Consider the following 15,487-nt stretch of genomic DNA (forward strand, 5'->3'; position numbering starts at 1 on the left):
GCGTCGCCCTTGACATCAGTCTTGACAGACAATTATTAGGAAAGTTTCTTGTCTATTTACGCAACCCGAATGCTACACATGTGGTACGCCTGAGACAAGCGACTTGCCATGAACCGACCTGGAGGCGTTGATGATCGTTCGCGGTGGCCGGACGAGCGGGCCGAACGGCGCGAGCCCTGAACTGGCCGGGCTTGCCGACACCGTGTTACAGCCCGGGTTCGTGGGTGTGGAGGTGCCGGACTGGCTGCGGAGACGGCTCGCCGAGGGGCTCGGAGGGGTTGCGCTCTACTCCCGGAATCTTGTAGACATCGAGCAGACCAGGGCGTTGACCGCGGCGCTGCGCGCGGAGAACCCGGACGTGGTGATCGCCACCGACGAGGAGGCCGGCGACGTCACCCGGCTGGAGGCGCTCACCGGCAGCTCGCGCCCCGGCAACCTCGCTCTGGGCGCGGTGGACGACCCCGGGCTGACCGAGCGGGTCGCCCGCGAGATCGGGCTGGACATGGCCACGGCGGGCATCACCCTCAACTACGCTCCCGTGGTCGACGTCAACTCCGACCTGGACAATCCCGTCGTCGGCACCCGCGCGTTCGGCGCCGACCCCATGCTGGTCGCCCGGCACGCCCGCGCCTGGGTCACCGGCCTCCAGTCGGCGGGGGTGGCCGCCTGCGCCAAGCACTTCCCCGGCCACGGCGCCACCGCCGTCGACTCGCACGACGACCTGCCGACCGTCTCCTACTCGGCCGAGGAGCTCGCGGTCACCACGCTCCCGCCCTACCGGGCCGCCATCGAGGCCGGGGTACGTGCCGTGATGACCGGCCACCTGCTCGTCCCCGCCTACGACCCCGACCTCCCCGCCACCATGAGCGGCCGCATCCTGGTCGGCCTGCTCAGGGAGGAACTGGGCTTCGACGGCCTGATCGTGACCGACGGCGTGGAGATGCCCTCGGTCGCCGAGCGGTACGGCGTGACCGGGGCGGCGGTCCGCGCCCTCGCCGCCGGGGCCGACGCGATCTGCGTGGGCGGCGAGCGCAAGGGGCCCGGGGTGGTCGGGTTCATGCGCAACGCCATCATGGGCGCGGTGGCCGACGGGACCCTTCCCGAGGAACGCCTGGCCGAGGCGGCCTCCCGGGTCCGCCGCCTGGCCGCCTGGTCGGCGGAGCGACGCCGGGCGGCCGGAGAGACGAGCCGGACGGGTGAGCCCGCGGGGCTCGCCGCGGCCAGGCGGGCCCTGCGGGTCCGCGGCGACGGGCTGCCGCTGCCGGCCGCGCCCCAGGTGATCGAGTTCGTCTCCGAGACGAACATCGCCGTCGACCGCGCCACCCCGTGGGGCGTCGCCACGCCACTGACCGCGCTGCTGCCGGGCACGACGACTCTGCGACTCGGCTCCGGCGACACGGTCCCGCCGCCCTCGGACGGGCGCCCGCTGGTGATCGTGGTGCGCGACGCCCACCGGCACGCCTGGGTCTCGGACCGTCTGGGCGCCCTGCTGTCACGACGCCCCGACGCGATCGTGGTGGAGATGGGCCTGCCGGGTCCGGCCACCCCGGGCGCCACCCACATCACCACCCACGGCGCGACCACCGCCTCGGGCCAGGCCGCCGCCGAACTCCTCGCGGGCCGCCACCCGCTCCCGGTCACCGGCGGCTGACCCCGCGGAGTCCGGGGAGCGCGGGGAAGGCGCGACGAGAGGTCAGTCGCCGAGGACCCACACCAGCTCGTGCTGGAGGGGACCCGGCATCGCGAGAAACTCCCCGTAGTCACAGGCGAGCGGCGCGATCTGCGAGGCGTACGCCAGGGTGGCGCGCCGCTTGAGCATCCACCCGCCCTCGTCCAGGCTCAGCCGCGGCCCCGGCCGGAGGCGGTACCGCTCGGCGAGCGCGCGGACCGGCGGCCTGGTCGCCAGGGCCTCCCCGGCCGCCGGGCTCCCCCACTCGCGCACGGCGGAGGCGTAGGGAAGATCGGCGTAGACCCAGGGCTCCAGGGTCTCGACCTTCCGCAGCACGTCGAGCGCCCGGTCGCGTACGGCCTCGTGGTCGGCGTTGCCGATCCCCATCGGGACCAGCACGCGCGTGCGCGGGGTGGCGTGCTCGGTGAGGAACGCCTCCAGGTCGTCCAGCGGGAGCCCGGCCGCAGGAACGTCCGGATTGTCCAACACCACCTGGTCGACCCCGAGGATCTCGCACGCCCGCGCGTCCTCGGCCCGCCGCTCCCGCGCCGTCTCCTCCGCCGAGACGAACCCGCACAGCCGGTCCCACGCCGAGAGCGCCTCACCGGCCGCGCCGCCCAGCGCCGTGACGATCACCGCGTCTCCCTCGCGGCGGGCGAGCAGCCCCGCCACCGACAGCACGGCGTCGTCGAAGTGCGGCGAGACCACGATCGTCTCCCAGCTCATCGCCGCCACCCCGCCCTGGCCAGCACGAGACCGCGGCTGCCGCGCTTGCGCAGGTAGGCGAGGCCGTCGCAGACGGACTCCAGTGTCGGCGGGGCGAGCTCGACGCGCTCGGCGACCCTCCAGGTGGACTGCTCGCGCAGCCAGGGCCAGACCCGCTCGTTGAGCTGACCGGTCTCCAGCGCGATGAGGACCAGGTCGGTCGGCAACCGGTCGAGGAGCGTCAGATCCTGGTCGTAGTAGAGCATCTCGACGAGCAGGTACGCCGCCGCCTGACGCTCCCCGTGGTCGGCGAGATCCTCCAGGCTGTCCGGGAGCACCTCCACTCCCGGCTCGGCCCGCTCGGCCAGGCGGGCGCGGAAACCCACGTTGGGCTCGGTCGCCTGGACCCGGTACCCCTTCCCCGCCAGCCGCCGGGTGAGCTCACCCTGGCACGCACCGACCTCCACGATCGGCCCGTCCTGCGGGGAGCACCAGCGGGCGGTCCACGCGGCGGTCGCGTCCAGCCGCGCGGCCTCGTAGGCCGAGCGCCCGAACTCCCACGGGTCGTCGGCCACCGCGGCGTCGTCCCCGAGGCTGGAGATCAGCGCGTAGAGGCGGTTGGCCTGCACGGCGCTCACGGTGAAGAACCTCTCGACGGCCGGAACCCGGTCCGTGGTGACGAGCCGGTCGGCCACCCGGCTGCGCAGCAGCTCACCGGCACGCCGGTTGATGAAATCGATCTTCGCCTCGGCCTCGGCGGCGGTGATCGCGGTCGCCGTACCGGGGATCGTCTGCAGGAAGGGGTTGTCGCCGACCGAGCAGGTCACGGTCGGCGAGGACGGGGAGGACGCCGGGGACGGGGAGAACGGCGCCACGGCTCGGGAGACGATCCAGCCGAACCGGGCCCGGCGGATGCGGTGGTCGGCGGGCGAGTGGGTCCAGATCTCGCCGGGGGCCTCGCCGAGCAGCGCCGCCACGTCGGAGGGGACGGGCAGCTCCGCGGTGTTGCCCCCGGGCTCCACCATGGGTCCGAGCAGCTCCAGGCGCTCCCGCAGGGACAGCCCCGCCGGCAGGGTCACACTCGCCCTCGCCTGCCCGACGACGACCAGGACGTCCTGGTCGGCATGGTCCCGCAGGACGGAAACGAACTCCAGGGCGACGTCCTCGGCATGCAACACGACGATGACAGCCGTCATTTGTCCCCATCCCCGATCACGGAAAGACGTCTTTTTCATGACATTTCCGCGCCAGCATAGAGGATCTTGCCCGCCGCGCAACGGCCGTTCGCCGAGAAGAGTCTCCAACCCCGCCGAACACCCGGATCCCGGGAACCCAGGGCGGGAAATCCAGGCCAAGGCTCCGGCGGTCGCGATACCGAAAAATCCGAACCAAGGACTCAAAACTCAGGATTCGGAGCCCCGGACCTCGGGCTTCGGGGCCTCAGGAGCTCAGGACCTCAGGGCCTCAGGGCCTCAGGGCCTCAGAAGCTCAGGACCTCCAGAAGCTCAGGACCTCCAGAAGCTCAGGACCTCGGGACCTCAGAGGCTCAGGAGGTGAAGATCTCCTCCCTGGCCTGTTCCAGGGCGGCGATGACGGCCCCGCGCAGCACCGGGTTGCCGCCCACCTCGCTGGCCACCACCTGCGGCCTGACCGGGCAGCTCCTGGCCACCGCCTCCTCGATCCTGGAGGTGAGCTCGTCGCCCCCGGCCCTGCTGACCTCCCCCGCGAGCACCACGAGCCCGGGGTCGAGCACGACGCACACCGACGCCACCCCCAGCGCCAGCCGCCCCGCGATCTCGTTGATCAAGGGCTCTCCCCGCTCCCCGGCCGCGACCGCCGCCGCGACGCACTCGGCGGCACTCTCCCCCTCGAAGCCGTACGTCGCGGCGAGTTCGGCGACCGCCTCGGCGCTGACCAGGGACTGCAGGCCCCCGGCCAGCGACGGCAGCCTGCCCGGCACGGCCCGTACGTCCTCGGCCAGCGGCACCCCGGGCACCGGCAGGTAGCCGATCTCGCCCGCGCTGCCGGACCGGCCCCGGTGCAGCCGCCCGCCGAGCACGACGCCGAGGCCGATGCCACGCCCCACCCACAGGAGCACGAAGTCGTCGACCTCGCGGGCGGCCCCCAGGGTGCGCTCGGCGATGGCGACGAGGTTCACGTCGTTCTCTATCCTGACGTCGCGGCGCAGGTCACGGGCGAGTGCCTCGTGGATGCCCTCGTGCCAGCCGGGCAGGTCGAAGGAGAACCGCACGTCGCCGGTGCGGGGGTCGACCACGCCCGGGGTGCCTATGACGACCGAGCGCAGCTTGGAGAGCGCGACCTTGGCCGACCGGCACGCCTTGACCACCGCGTTGTGCACGAGGGCCACCGGATCGTCGTGCCCGCTCGGCGCCACCCGCACCTCGGCCACGATCTCCCCGTGGATATCGGCGATGGCGGTCGTGACGAATTCCGGGCCGACGTCCAGACCCGCCACATAGGCCGAGGAGGAAATAATCCCATAAAGCGCGGCATTGGGCCCGCGGCCCCCCGCCTGCTCCCCCGCCACCTCCACCAGCCCGCGCCCCTCCAGGCGGGCGAGCGTCTGCGACGCCGTCACCTTGGAAAGGCCCGTGAGCTCGCCGATCTGCCCCCGCGTCAGCGGTCCGGAAGCGAGCAACAGCTCCAGGGCGGCCCGGTCGTTGATCTCCCTCAATAGCCTGGGCACGCCAGGACGTCGCTCCATACGCATGCTCTCTTGTTCGCCGCTTCCCCGTCACAATTACTTTCAATCAAGAATAACGGTTCTATTCTTAATAAGGCTTCCTGATAGTTTAGCCCCGCCCGGCCCCCGCGGGGGGCCGACGGGGATCTCCCGGAGCCTGTCGCGTCCCTGCTCATCGCCGTTTCGCCGCCACCGTCGCCGCACTCACCACCGCAATGCCCGGAAAACAAGGGCTTGCGACGTTGGCCGGGCGCGTGGAACACTCCCGAAAACGGTAAAGGTTCTTTTCAGTAAGACCCTTGCCGTCGGGTGGCGAGGCAGGTTTCGACATGGATACCGTCATCACGATCGCAGCCGAATACACGGGCCTGCGGAGCCGGCAGGGACCCGTGACCATGGGCCAGGCCAACATGGCGCGTTGCGTGCTCCGCGACCCGCCGCTCCACATGAACTTCCGTGTCACCAAGCGCCTCCCCGAGGGGACACCCCTGTCCGCCGTCACCGAGGCGGTCGGGCGTCTGCTCTCCCGGCACGAGGGACTGCGGGCCACCATCCACTCGGACGTCCAGGTCGTGGCCGGTTCCGGCTCCCTGCCCGTCGAGGTGCACGGCGCCGGGACCGGCCTTCTCGACGAGGTCGCCGAGGAGGTGGGCCTGCGGATGCAGGGCACCCGGTTCGACCTGGAGACCGAGCTTCCGATCAGGGTCGCCGTGATCACCAAGGAGGAGGCCCCCCGCCTGGTGATCTTCGTCCTGCCCCACACCTCGGTCGACGCCATCGGGCTGGCCACCGTCATGAGGGAGTGGGAGCGCCTGATCCGGGGGGTCGCCGTACCGGCGCCGTGCCCGATGCAGCCGCTGGACCTCGCGACCGCCGAGGGCACCCCGGCGTCCCTGCGCAGGACCGAGGCGGCCCTGCGGCACTGGGAGAGCGGGCTCAGGCGGGCACCGCAGTCGATGTTCGCGATCGACGAGGCGGCCGAGGCCGACGCCGACGCGATCCGGCCCCGGCTGCGGGTCCGCTCGGCGGTGGCGGCCGAGGCGCTGGAGGCCGTCGCGAGCCGCACGGGCGCCAGCCGCTCGGCGATCACGCTCGCCGCCCTGGGCGTCCTCATCGGCCTGCGCACCACCCAGCGCACCTGCGTGATCGCGTCGCTGGCGAGCAACCGGGTACGGCCCGAGCTGCGCGACTACGTCGGGCCGCTGGCCCAGGACGCGCTGATGACCGCGGACCTCGACGTCCCCACCTTCGACGAGGCGGTCCGCCGCTTCCGCGGGGCGTCCCTCTCCGGATACCAGCACAGCCGTTTCGACTCCGTCGCGCTCTGGGAGGTGATCGAGGCCGTCAACTCCGAGCGGGGGGTGGACTTCGCCCGCGACTGCGTCTTCAACGACATGAGCGGCGTCACCGTCTCCGCGCCCGAGCCCGCGCCGGCCTCCGAGGTCGAGTGCGCCTGGCTTCCCGCGGCCTCGCTCCCCGCGCACCTCGCGCTCTGGGCCAACCGGCTGGAGGACGTGGTGGACCTGACACTCTGGATCGATCCACGAGTGATGAGCCGACCGGAGGCGGAGGGTTTCGGAACCGGGATCGTCCGGCTGCTGATCGCGGCCGGAGACGGGGACGTCCAAGCTTCCGACATTCCGAATATATCGGGAATTTTGCCCATCAAGCGTGACCCGGAATGGATCTACACCGACTCCTGCTGGGTGAACCTCGGCGCGGTGGAGCGGCTCGTCGGCGAGGCCGTCCAGGGGCGTCCCCACCTGGTGACGCACGCCCCTGACGGACGTCTGACCTGCCACGTCACCTCCGGAACCCCCGAGGAGATCCGCGCCGCCTGCCTCGCCCTGCTGCCGGGCCGCACCTCCGCGATGGCACCTCACCACTACGTCGTACACGCGCCGGATCCCACCGGCGCGTCGCTCCACGGGCCCGTCGTCACCGAGGGCGACGGACGCCACCACCCTTCCTTAGGCCCCTTGCGCGTAAGGAACCAATAGCAGGCGGGATAATCGGTTACATGCGCCTATCCGCTCGTGTCGACTATGCCCTCCGCGCCGCCGCCGAACTCGCCGCTGCCGGTGACGGCCCTACCACGGTGGGTGAGCTGGCCAAAGAGCAGGACATGCCTCCCAAGTACCTTGAGAACATCCTGCTCCAGATGCGCCGTGCCGGGCTGGTTCGCGGCCAGCGCGGCCCCGAGGGGGGCTACGTGCTGGCCCGCCCGCCCGCCGAGATCAGCCTCGCCGATGTGATCCGCGCCGTTGACGGCCCGCTCGCCAACGTCAGGGGGGAGCGGCCCGAGCACGTCGGCTACCGGGGTCCCGCCGAGTCGCTGCAGCAGGTCTGGATCGCGCTGCGCGCCAGCGAGCGGGCGATCCTGGAGGAGGTCACGCTGGAGAACGTGGCCACCGGCGCCCTCCCCGAGCGGGTCCGCACCCTGTCGGCCGACCCCGCGGCCTGGGACTGACCGTGCCGGTGTGGCCGCCCATACGGGTCCGGCCGGCCCGGCCCGCACGAAACCGGCCCATCTCACGGGATCGGCTCACCTCGCAGGATCGATTCACCTCGCGGGATCGACTCATCTCCGTGAACCGGTTCACCTCGCGGGATCGGCCCGTGTCTCGGTATCGGCCCGCGTCTCGGGGCGGGTGCCGTGCCCGAGGGTGACGTCGTCCACCGCTCCGCCCTGCGGCTCGGCCGGGCGCTCGACGGGCGGGTGCTGACCCGCTCGGACTTCCGCGTACCGCGCCACTCCACCGCCGACCTGACCGGGCGCGCGGTGCTGGAGACCGTCTCGCGCGGCAAGCACCTGCTCACCAGAATCGAGGGCGGGCTGACCGTCCACACCCATCTGCGGATGGAGGGCCACTGGCAGATCTCACCCGCGGGGCGGGGGCTGCCCGGAGGCGACGTGGTCCGCCTGGTGCTGGCCAACGCGGAATGGCAGGCGGCGGGGATACGGCTGGGCGTGGTCGACCTGGTCGCGACCGGAGAGGAAGGACGGCTCGTCGGTCATCTCGGACCCGATCTGCTCGGGGAGGACTGGGACGAGGCCGAAGCCGTACGGCGGCTGTCACGGCGGCCTGAGACGAGCATCGGGGTCGCGCTGCTCGATCAGCGCAACCTGGCGGGGATCGGCACGATCTATCGCGCCGAGACGCTTTTCCTCGCCGGAGTGTCACCATGGCGACCCGTGGGGGCGGTTGAGGATCTGGGAGCGATCGTGTCGATCGCACGGCGACTGCTGGACGCTAACAAGGAACGCCCGAGCAGGACGACGACAGGCGACCTCCGTCCGGGACGGAGCACCTGGGTCTACGGCAGGGCCGGGCGGCCTTGCCTGCGCTGCGGGCGTCGGATCAGTCGTGGGGAGATGGGCGCGCAGCCGCAGGAACGGCTGATCGTCTGGTGCCGTCACTGCCAGCCGGAAGGACCGACCGGCTAGGCGGCGACCATGTCATTGACCTCGGGAAACACGGAATCAGGCACGGTTTCGGGAATCGGCAGACGCTCCCGTTCGGGGACATCGCCCGCCAGCACCGGAGCATGCTGCAGCTCGGCCAAGGCGAACTGATCGGAAACCTCACGGAGAACCTGTGAAAGCGGCACACCCAAGGCACCGCAGATCGACGCGAGCAGCTCTGAGGAGGCCTCCTTTTGACCACGTTCCACCTCGGAAAGATATCCAAGGGAAACCCGAGCCAGTGTGGACACCTCACGCAGGGTGCGACTCTGCCGCACCCTCAGCCGCCGCAGCACGTCACCGAGCAGCTGACGCAGCAGGACCATCTGTCGCTCCCTCCCCGGCGCGGATGCCTTCACGACACTCCGCGCTATCGGTTCGTGCCGCCCGTTCTTCGAACGCGACCCTTGGTACATACTCCTCGCCGTCATCATCGCTTGACCTTTACCTCACTCACAGTTCCACCGTACCTGTATCAACCGACAACGCGGCAGACCATGTGGAGCATGTTCGCTGGGGACGTAACGCGGTAATCATCCGGAATGTTCCCTCACGTTCGTCTCCAGCACACCTCGGAGGAGCTCTACGGCCTCGTTCACAGTCGACTCCCGGATCTGGTCGCGCGTCCCGGCGAGTCGCGGATCCCGGTGCCATACCCGCCCGTCCGGGCCGCTAACGGCGAGATGCACGGTGCCCACCGGTTTGCCGTCCTGTGGCTCCGGGCCGGCCACCCCGGTGACCGCGAGGCCGTACGTGGAACCGGTGAGGAGGCGCACCCCCTCGGCCATGGCGACGGCGACCCGCGGGTGCACGGCCCCCTCGCGGGCGAGCAGGTCCGAGGGGACGTTCAGCAGCCGGTGCTTGAGGTCGGTGGCGTAGGAGACGACCCCGCCCAGGAAGGCCGCGGAGGCCCCTGGAGGGCCGGTGAGGCGCGCGCAGATCAACCCGGCGGTCAGCGACTCGGCCACCGCCACCGTCTCGCCCCTGTGGACGAGAAGGGAGAGGACCTCACCGGCCGCGAGCAGGCGGTCACTCATATGGCCCGCGCCCGTTTCGCGACCTGCCGCAGCTTGATCGCCCGGATCACGTAGTCGAGGCCGGTGACGACGGTGACGATGGCCGCCGCGCCCATGACGACCCAGCGGATCAGGTCGGGCACGTCCGGCCAGATGTAGGAGACGATCGCGGCGATCTGCAGGACGGTCTTCACCTTCCCGCCGTAACTCGCCGGGATGACGCCGTGCCGGATGACCGCGAACCTCAGCGCGGTGACGCCCAGCTCCCGGCCCAGGATCACGGCGGTGACCCACCAGGGCAGCTCCCCCAGCACCGAGAGGCTGATCAGGGCGGCGCCGATGAGGGCCTTGTCGGCGATCGGATCGGCGATCTTCCCGAAGTCGGTGATCAGGCCGTAGCGGCGGGCCAGCTCGCCGTCGAGCAGGTCGGTGAGCGAGGCCACCATGAAGACCACCAGAGCCGCGACCCTCCAGCCGGATCCCGGCAGGAAGAGACAGGCCGCGAAGAACGGAACCATCGCCAGCCGTATCACCGTCACGACGTTGGCGATGTTCCAGGCGCTCACCTTGGGGCCGGGGCGCGCGGATGCCGCTGTCGAGTCGGTGCCGGTCTCTGGCGTGTTGGTCATACGCTCTCCCGGCCCGGCGGCGCGCTCATGGGGCCGCCTTGATGCGGGCGATCAGGTCGACCCCCTCCGAGTCGACCACGACGGCCCGGACGATCTGGCCGGGGACCAGCCCGATGCCCTGGACCGTTACAGAACCGTCGACCTCCGGCCCCTGGTGGGCGGCGCGGCCCTCGTAGCCGCCGTCGCCCAGGTCCTCTTCGATCAGGACGTCGACCTCGGTGCCGATCCGCTCCTCGGCCCGCTGGGCCATGAGCTCCTCGGCCAGCTCGGTGAGCGTGGACACGCGGGCGTCGACGATCTCCTGGTCGAGCTTGCCGGGCAGCGAGGCCGCCTCGGTGCCGTCCTCGTCGGAGTAACCGAAGATGCCGATCACGTCGAGCCTGGCCTCCTCGAGGAAGCCCACCAGCTCGCCGAACTCCTCCTCGGTCTCGCCGGGGAAGCCCACGATGAAGTTGGAGCGCACACCCGCCTCGGGGGCGTGGGCGCGGATCGACTCCAGGAGGTCCAGGAAGCGCCGGGGGTCGCCGAAGCGGCGCATCCGGCGCAGCACCGGGCCGCTGGCGTGCTGGAAGGACAGGTCGAAGTAGGGGGCCACGCCCTCGGTCGAGGCGATGATCTCCAGCAGCCCCGGGCGGAGCTCGGCGGGCTGCAGGTAGCTGACGCGCACCCGCTCGACGCCCTCGGTCGCGGCGAGAGAGGGCAGAAGCTTCTCCAGCGCCCTCAGGTCACCCAGGTCCTTGCCGTAGGAGGTGGAGTTCTCGCTGACCAGCACCAGCTCCTTGACGCCCTGATCGGCCAGCCAGGCGGCCTCGCCGAGGAGCTCCTCGGAGCGGCGCGAGACGTACGCCCCGCGGAAGGCGGGGATCGCGCAGAACGTGCAGCGCCGGTCGCAGCCGGAGGCCAGCTTCAGCGAGGCCACCGGGCCGTCGCCCAGGCGCTTGCGGAGCGGCCGGGGGCCGCTGGCGGGGGCCAGGCCCTCGGGCAGCTCGCCGTGGCCGGGAATGGCGGTCTTGGGGGCGGCGGCGCGTTCCACCGGCGAGATGGGCAGGAGGGTCCTGCGGTCGCGGGGACTGTGGGGGACGAGCGACCTGCCCGCCAGCACGTCGTCGAGGCGCGTGCCGATGTCGGTGTAGTCGTCGAAGGAGATGACCGCGGCGGCCTCGGGCAGCGCGTCGGCGAGCTGGTCACCGTACCGCTCCGCCATGCAGCCCGCGGCGACCACTTTGGCCCCGGAGTCGGCCGCGGCGAGCAGCGTGTCGATGGAGTCCTTTTTCGCCGAGTCGATGAAGCCGCACGTGTTGACGACGACGACATCGGGGTTGTCGTCGCCCAGCTGCCAACCGGCAGCCTCAAGACGAGCGGCGAGCTCCTCGGAGTCGACCTCGTTGCGTGCGCAACCAAGCGTGATCAGCGATGCGGTTCGGCGGGATGACATGGTGAACACTACGGTATCGGGAGTTGGCCACTACCTGATGCACCTCCCCCCATTCAGGCACCGCCGCAACCCCCTGCCCCACCCCGGATCCCCGCCGCCGTGGGCGGCGGGGAAACCCTGGAGGGCCCTGAGGACCCCAGGGTCCGGGAGGTCTTCCGTACGGTGTGACCTAGCGCTTCTTGGCGGCCGGGGCCTCGTAGGAGCGGTTGACGACCTGCCCCCGGCGGCCGGGGGCGCCCAGGTTCTTGCCGTTCACCTTCAGCGAGACGGCTCCCCCGTCGCCGAAGGTGACCCTCATCCCGGTCTTCGCCTTCCAGGTCGAGGTCTTGCCCGCCGCGAGCGTTCCCGAGAAAAGCCTCCGGCCGCCCGCGTCCTGCACGTCGAGCCAGGACGTGCGCTTCGCCCTGACCTGGAGGACGACCATGTCGCGCCGCTTCTCCTCGGCCAGCGACGCCGCCCGGCGCGGCGAGTCGGGCCCGGAACCGGCCGGCGGTGGCGGCGCGGCGGGCACCGGCATGGGGCGCAGCTCCGCCACGGGGGTGTCGCCCCCGCCCATGGTCCGCACCACGCCGAAGATGACCACGATGCCCAGCGCGACCGCCATGGCCGTCGTCCAGTTGGGCGAGCGGCGCTCACGGATCTTCAGCGGCATGTCGGCCTGGAAGACGCTGGAGGCCCGCACCGGCAGCGGCACGCCCCCGTGCTGCTCGTCGTAGCGGTGCACCAGCGTCTCGGGATCGAGCTCGACGATCTTGGCGATGTTTCTTATATGGCCCCGCGCGTAGAAATCTCCCCCGCATTGGGAGAAATCATTCCTCTCGATTGCCTGGATGAGCACTTCGCGAATGCGTGTCCGCGCGCTCAACTGCCCGACGGTCATCCCCATCGACCGCCGGGCATCCGCCAGATCGCTTCCAATGCCCATGGCGCACGCCTCTCAGCCCCCGACGTTGCGTAGCGATACCTATTCAATCAGTAACCGAGCGGAAGGTGTGCGGCGGGGTGGCATTCCCGCACGGCGCCGCCATCCCCGGGCGGGTCGGGCGGGGATGGCGGTATCCCCCGATATGGACTTACGTCCCCAATGCGGACCTGCCGGAACGACCGGCACCTCCCATACGGCGGCCTCCCGCGACGGCCGCGCCCCGCGTACGCCGTCTTTCATACGGCGTTTCGCGTACGGCGTCTCTCATACGGCGTTTCGCGTACGGCGACGTTTCCCGTACGGCGCGGTCAGCCCCCGCGCAGGTCGGCCAGCAGGCCGGGGAGCTCGTCGGGTTTGACCATGACCTCCCGCGCCTTCGATCCCTCGCTGGGCCCGACGACGTTCCTGCTCTCCAGCAGGTCCATCAGGCGGCCCGCCTTGGCGAAGCCGACCCTGAGCTTGCGCTGGAGCATCGAGGTCGAGCCGAACTGGGTGGTCACGATGAGCTCGGCCGCCTGGACCAGCAGGTCGAGGTCGTCGCCGATCTCCTCGTCGATCTCCTTCTTGGCGGTCGCCACGGCGGCCACGTCGTCGCGGTACTCGACCGCCATCTGGGCCTTGCAGTGCCCGACGATCTCGCCGATCTCCTTCTCGGAGACGAAGGCGTTCTGCAGCCGCATGGGCTTGCTGGCGCCCATCGGCAGGAAGAGCGAGTCACCCTGCCCGACGAGTTTCTCGGCGCCCGGCTGGTCCAGGATGACCCGGGAGTCGGCCAGCGAGGAGGTGGCGAAGGCCAGCCGCGAGGGCACGTTGGCCTTGATCAGGCCGGTGACCACGTCCACGCTGGGGCGCTGGGTGGCGATGACCAGGTGGATTCCGGCGGCGCGGGCGAGCTGGGTGATGCGGACGATGGAGTCCTCGACGTCGCGCGGGGCGACCATCATCAGGTCGGCGAGCTCGTCGACGATCACCAGCAGGTAGGGGTAGGGCTGGTAGACCCGCTCGCTGCCCGGCGGCGGCACCAGCTTGCCGGTGCGGACCGCCTTGTTGAAGTCGTCGACGTGCCGGAAGCCGCTGGCCGCCAGGTCGTCGTAGCGGCGGTCCATCTCCCCGACGACCCACTCCAGGGCCTCGGCGGCCTTCTTGGGGTTGGTGATGATCGGCGTGATGAGGTGCGGGATGCCCTCGTAGACGCTGAGCTCGACCCGTTTGGGGTCGACCAGGACCATGCGGACCTCGTCGGGGGTGGCCCGCATCAGGATCGAGGTGATCAGCCCGTTGACGCAGACCGACTTTCCCGCGCCGGTGGCGCCCGCGATGAGCAGGTGCGGCATCTTGGCCAAGTTGGCCACTATCGTGCGCCCCTCGACGTCCTTGCCGAGCCCGACGATCATCGGGTGGTGGTCGGCCTGGGCCACCGGGGAGCGCAGGATGTCGCCGAGGGAGACGAGGTCCTTGTCGGTGTTGGGGATCTCGACGCCGATCGCCGACTTGCCGGGAATCGGAGACAGGATCCGGACATCGGCGGACTTGACCGCGTACGCGATGTTCTTGGTGAGCGCGGTGACCTTCTCGACCTTGACCGCCGGGCCGAGTTCGATCTCGTAGCGCGTCACCGTCGGCCCCCGGGTGAAGCCGATCACCTGGGCGTCGATCATGAACTGTTCCATCACGCTGGTCAGCGCGTTGACGACGACGGTGTTGGCCTTCGTCTGCGGCTTGGGCGCGCTGCCGGGGCGCAGGAGCTGCGACTCGGGCAGGGTGTACGGACCGGCCTGGGGCGACAGGACGAGCTGCTCGACCTTGCGCGGGGCCGGGGTCGGCTCGGGAGGCGTGGCCGGCTCGGCTCTGACCACCGCCTCGGCTGCCTCCTCGTCCACCAGGCCGGGCACGATCTCCGGCGAGTGCCCCGGGGTGCCGCCGGGCGTCTCGGCGATCAGGGGCGTGTCGTAGGGCTTGACGTGGTCGCCCAGCTCGGCGCCCTCGGACTCCGGCTTCTTGCGGGTGGAGGGCTTCTTCCTGGACGCGCGCGGCGTGGGGGGCTGGTCGCGGTTGAAGAGCATGTGCCGGATCTCGGCCAGCCGCTCGGGGACCCGGTGCACCGGCGTCGCGGTGATCACCAGGATGCCGAAGCCCGACAGGATCAGCAGCAGCGGGATGGTGATGAAGGACGGCAGGATGCTCGCCGGGGGCGCGGAGACGATGAAGCCGATCATGCCTCCGGCGGCCGACACCTTGTCCATGCCGTCGGAGCTGCCCCCCGAGGGGTAGGGCGTGTCGTGGACGACGTGCACGACGCCGAGCACGCCGACGGTCAGGGCGGACCAGCCGATGATCATCCGGCCGGTGTCGGCGTTCTGGTCGGGGTGGCGCAGCAGCCGCCAGGCCAGCAGCACGAGAAGGACCGGGATCACCCAGGTCAGCGAGCCGAAGACGCCGCGCATGACCCCGTCGACCACGGTGGAGACCGTGCCGGTGTTCTTCCGCCAGGTCATGGCGGCCAGCACGATCGCCCCGGCGAACACCGCCAGGCCGAGCCCGTCGCGGCGGTGGACGGGGTCGAGCTCGCGCGCGTTCTGCCCCAGCGCCCGCGCGGCGCCGCCGATGCCCCCGGCGAGGAGCATCCAGATGCCCATGAACAGCTTGCCGATCATGATGAGCACCCAGCTGATCGGGTCGTGCTGGGGCGAGGGTTTGCGGGCCTGGCTCGTGCTCCTCGCCCGGCCGGCGGGCGCCCGCCTGGCGGAGGCCGTACGGGCCTGGGAGGCGCCCGAACGGCCGGAGGACCCCTTGCCGGGGGGCTTTCCTGAGGAGCCTTTAGACGTACGGGTGGCCATGCTAGGGAGGTTAACGAGACGGATGGTGGATTGCGCGCCGACTCGCCGGAGCGGTCGGCCCTCGTGGGCGTTTCACAGGATCGGCCGATACCTCGTGAACA

General features: G+C 70.9%; 13 protein-coding genes. 4 read left to right on the forward strand and 9 right to left on the reverse strand.

Annotated features, from left to right (window positions below; genetic code table 11):
- The first annotated feature begins 130 nt into the window (after nucleotides 1-130).
- Complete coding sequence (locus ACSDR0_RS02995; protein WP_435287145.1) at nucleotides 131-1,651, forward strand: glycoside hydrolase family 3 protein; 1,521 nt, start codon at nucleotides 131-133, stop codon at nucleotides 1,649-1,651.
- 42 nt (nucleotides 1,652-1,693) lie between these two features.
- Here the strand turns inward: ACSDR0_RS02995 and ACSDR0_RS03000 are convergent, their stop codons facing one another.
- The 3 genes from ACSDR0_RS03000 to ACSDR0_RS03010 form a co-directional block, all read right to left on the reverse strand.
- Nucleotides 1,694-2,395: a PIG-L deacetylase family protein gene (locus ACSDR0_RS03000; protein WP_435287146.1), complete on the reverse strand. Its 702-nt coding sequence runs from the start codon at nucleotides 2,393-2,395 to the stop codon at nucleotides 1,694-1,696.
- Complete coding sequence (locus ACSDR0_RS03005) at nucleotides 2,392-3,570, reverse strand: hypothetical protein (protein ID WP_435287147.1); 1,179 nt, start codon at nucleotides 3,568-3,570, stop codon at nucleotides 2,392-2,394. Before ACSDR0_RS03005 ends, ACSDR0_RS03000 begins: the two co-directional genes overlap by 4 nt.
- A 350-nt stretch (nucleotides 3,571-3,920) precedes the next feature.
- Nucleotides 3,921-5,099, reverse strand: a complete 1,179-nt coding sequence (locus ACSDR0_RS03010) for an ROK family protein (RefSeq protein ID WP_435287148.1) — start codon at nucleotides 5,097-5,099, stop codon at nucleotides 3,921-3,923.
- 308 nt (nucleotides 5,100-5,407) lie between these two features.
- Here ACSDR0_RS03010 and ACSDR0_RS03015 point away from each other — a divergent pair, with 308 nt between their 5' ends.
- The 3 genes from ACSDR0_RS03015 to ACSDR0_RS03025 all read left to right on the forward strand — a co-directional run bounded on the left by ACSDR0_RS03015 (nucleotide 5,408) and on the right by ACSDR0_RS03025 (nucleotide 8,526).
- The gene (locus ACSDR0_RS03015) at nucleotides 5,408-7,078 is read left to right on the forward strand and encodes a condensation domain-containing protein (RefSeq protein WP_435287149.1); all 1,671 of its coding nucleotides are present in this window, start codon (nucleotides 5,408-5,410) and stop codon (nucleotides 7,076-7,078) included.
- 20 nt (nucleotides 7,079-7,098) lie between these two features.
- Nucleotides 7,099-7,548 carry an RrF2 family transcriptional regulator gene (locus tag ACSDR0_RS03020; protein ID WP_435287150.1) on the forward strand — a complete coding sequence of 150 codons (450 nt, stop codon included), beginning with the start codon at nucleotides 7,099-7,101 and terminating at the stop codon, nucleotides 7,546-7,548.
- A 186-nt stretch (nucleotides 7,549-7,734) separates the two neighbouring features.
- The gene (locus tag ACSDR0_RS03025) at nucleotides 7,735-8,526 is read left to right on the forward strand and encodes an Fpg/Nei family DNA glycosylase (protein WP_435287151.1); all 792 of its coding nucleotides are present in this window, start codon (nucleotides 7,735-7,737) and stop codon (nucleotides 8,524-8,526) included.
- Here ACSDR0_RS03025 and ACSDR0_RS03030 read toward each other — a convergent pair.
- The 6 genes from ACSDR0_RS03030 to ACSDR0_RS03055 all read right to left on the reverse strand — a co-directional run bounded on the left by ACSDR0_RS03030 (nucleotide 8,523) and on the right by ACSDR0_RS03055 (nucleotide 15,386).
- Nucleotides 8,523-8,870: a helix-turn-helix domain-containing protein gene (locus tag ACSDR0_RS03030; protein ID WP_030904158.1), complete on the reverse strand. Its 348-nt coding sequence runs from the start codon at nucleotides 8,868-8,870 to the stop codon at nucleotides 8,523-8,525. The two genes, ACSDR0_RS03025 and ACSDR0_RS03030, sit on opposite strands and share 4 nt — an antisense overlap.
- A gap of 207 nt (nucleotides 8,871-9,077) precedes the next feature.
- Complete coding sequence (locus ACSDR0_RS03035; RefSeq protein WP_435287152.1) at nucleotides 9,078-9,581, reverse strand: CinA family protein; 504 nt, start codon at nucleotides 9,579-9,581, stop codon at nucleotides 9,078-9,080.
- Nucleotides 9,578-10,189: a CDP-diacylglycerol--glycerol-3-phosphate 3-phosphatidyltransferase gene (gene pgsA / locus ACSDR0_RS03040; RefSeq protein WP_435287153.1), complete on the reverse strand. Its 612-nt coding sequence runs from the start codon at nucleotides 10,187-10,189 to the stop codon at nucleotides 9,578-9,580. The genes ACSDR0_RS03035 and pgsA overlap by 4 nt, the downstream gene beginning before the upstream one ends.
- 25 nt (nucleotides 10,190-10,214) lie before the next feature.
- Nucleotides 10,215-11,624: a 30S ribosomal protein S12 methylthiotransferase RimO gene (rimO, locus tag ACSDR0_RS03045; RefSeq protein WP_435287154.1), complete on the reverse strand. Its 1,410-nt coding sequence runs from the start codon at nucleotides 11,622-11,624 to the stop codon at nucleotides 10,215-10,217.
- A 169-nt stretch (nucleotides 11,625-11,793) separates the two neighbouring features.
- Nucleotides 11,794-12,549, reverse strand: coding sequence for a helix-turn-helix domain-containing protein (locus ACSDR0_RS03050; protein ID WP_435287155.1), 756 nt, complete (start codon nucleotides 12,547-12,549; stop codon nucleotides 11,794-11,796).
- Nucleotides 12,550-12,857: 308 nt separating this feature from the next.
- Entirely contained in the window at nucleotides 12,858-15,386 is a 2,529-nt protein-coding gene (locus tag ACSDR0_RS03055) for a DNA translocase FtsK (RefSeq protein WP_435287156.1), read from the reverse strand.
- Nucleotides 15,387-15,487 lie beyond the last annotated feature (101 nt).

Source organism: Streptosporangium sp. G11, assembly GCF_051192615.1.
Classification (GTDB): Bacteria; Actinomycetota; Actinomycetes; order Streptosporangiales; family Streptosporangiaceae; genus Streptosporangium.

Excerpts from the sequence above, each read along its gene's own strand:
- ACSDR0_RS03050 (WP_435287155.1), bottom strand. The coding sequence starts at position 12,549 with ATGGGCATTGGAAGCGATCTGGCGGATGCCCGGCGGTCGATGGGGATG.
- rimO (WP_435287154.1), bottom strand. The coding sequence starts at position 11,624 with ATGTCATCCCGCCGAACCGCATCGCTGATCACGCTTGGTTGCGCACGC.
- ACSDR0_RS03035 (WP_435287152.1), bottom strand. The coding sequence starts at position 9,581 with ATGAGTGACCGCCTGCTCGCGGCCGGTGAGGTCCTCTCCCTTCTCGTC.
- ACSDR0_RS03055 (WP_435287156.1), bottom strand. The coding sequence starts at position 15,386 with ATGGCCACCCGTACGTCTAAAGGCTCCTCAGGAAAGCCCCCCGGCAAG.
- ACSDR0_RS03010 (WP_435287148.1), bottom strand. The coding sequence starts at position 5,099 with ATGGAGCGACGTCCTGGCGTGCCCAGGCTATTGAGGGAGATCAACGAC.
- ACSDR0_RS03020 (WP_435287150.1), top strand. The coding sequence starts at position 7,099 with ATGCGCCTATCCGCTCGTGTCGACTATGCCCTCCGCGCCGCCGCCGAA.
- ACSDR0_RS03000 (WP_435287146.1), bottom strand. The coding sequence starts at position 2,395 with ATGAGCTGGGAGACGATCGTGGTCTCGCCGCACTTCGACGACGCCGTG.
- ACSDR0_RS02995 (WP_435287145.1), top strand. The coding sequence starts at position 131 with ATGATCGTTCGCGGTGGCCGGACGAGCGGGCCGAACGGCGCGAGCCCT.
- ACSDR0_RS03015 (WP_435287149.1), top strand. The coding sequence starts at position 5,408 with ATGGATACCGTCATCACGATCGCAGCCGAATACACGGGCCTGCGGAGC.
- ACSDR0_RS03030 (WP_030904158.1), bottom strand. The coding sequence starts at position 8,870 with ATGGTCCTGCTGCGTCAGCTGCTCGGTGACGTGCTGCGGCGGCTGAGG.
- ACSDR0_RS03005 (WP_435287147.1), bottom strand. The coding sequence starts at position 3,570 with ATGACGGCTGTCATCGTCGTGTTGCATGCCGAGGACGTCGCCCTGGAG.
- pgsA (WP_435287153.1), bottom strand. The coding sequence starts at position 10,189 with ATGACCAACACGCCAGAGACCGGCACCGACTCGACAGCGGCATCCGCG.